This window comes from Halobacillus sp. BBL2006, assembly GCF_000786645.1.
Classification (GTDB): Bacteria; Bacillota; Bacilli; order Bacillales; family Halobacillaceae; genus Halobacillus.
Map to the genome: position 1 here is coordinate 1 of NZ_JRNX01000853.1, position 1,132 is coordinate 1,132.

Here is a 1,132-nt window from a genome sequence, read left to right on the forward strand (position 1 = left end):
TTCTAAGTCCATTTTATTTACAATGACGATGACGTTCATATCGCTGATCGCTTCAAAAAGCTTTTCATCTTCTTCATTCAACTCATCCCCATAGTTTAACACAAGTAGGATGAGATCGGCTTCTTTCAGTACTTGCCTTGAACGTTCGACTCCAATTCTCTCGACAATATCTTCAGTCTCACGAATCCCGGCCGTATCGACAAGCCTTAGCGGCACGCCTCTTACATTAACGTACTCTTCAATTACATCACGAGTTGTTCCTGGAATCTCTGTCACGATCGCTTTGTTTTCATGAACAAGAGCGTTCATTAACGAAGATTTTCCGACATTAGGGCGGCCGATGATTGCTGTCCCTAATCCTTCACGAAGGATCTTTCCCTGACGAGCGGTTTCTAACAGCTTCGTCACTTCAGCATGAACTTCTTTCGTTTTTTCTTCCATCATTTCATGAGACATTTCTTCGACATCATCGTATTCGGGATAGTCGATGTTCACTTCAACGTGGGCTAACGTTTCTAACAATTTCTGACGTAAATCCTGAATCAATTTCGACAAACGTCCGTCCATTTGCTTTAATGCTACATTCATAGCTCGATCGGTTTTGGCACGGATCAAATCCATCACGGCTTCGGCCTGAGACAGATCGATTCGTCCGTTCATAAACGCACGCTTCGTGAATTCTCCTGGCTCAGCTAAACGTGCTCCACTTGCAAGAACGATTTCAAGTACACGATTGACAGAAACAAGTCCACCGTGACAATTGATCTCAACGATGTCTTCTCTTGTAAAAGTTTTAGGTGCCCGCATGACAGAGACCATAACTTCCTCTGCCATTTCTCCCGTTTCAGGGTCGATAATTTTTCCGTAATGCATCGTGTGGGAATCTACCTGGTTCAGATTTTTTCCTTGAAACAGGCTGGCTGATATAGAGACAGCCTCCGGACCACTCAATCGAACAATGGCGATGGCGCCTTCTCCCATCGGGGTCGAAATGGCAGTTATCGTATCGGTTTCCACACGCGCTCACCTCCTTAATTTCCTTTTATTTTTCATTTATCCACAAGTTTAAAATTATTGTAGTCACTAACTTAATAGAATACCACACACCCGTGTGTGTTGAAAAGATATCAAC

At 43.5% G+C, this 1,132-nt stretch carries 1 protein-coding gene; it reads right to left on the reverse strand.

Features of this window, described 5'->3' with window-relative positions:
- The coding region (gene mnmE, locus LD39_RS20450; RefSeq protein ID WP_035552999.1) for a tRNA uridine-5-carboxymethylaminomethyl(34) synthesis GTPase MnmE at nt 1-1,017 on the reverse strand (1,017 nt) is incomplete at its 3' end.
- Between the last annotated feature and the right edge of the window lie 115 nt (nt 1,018-1,132).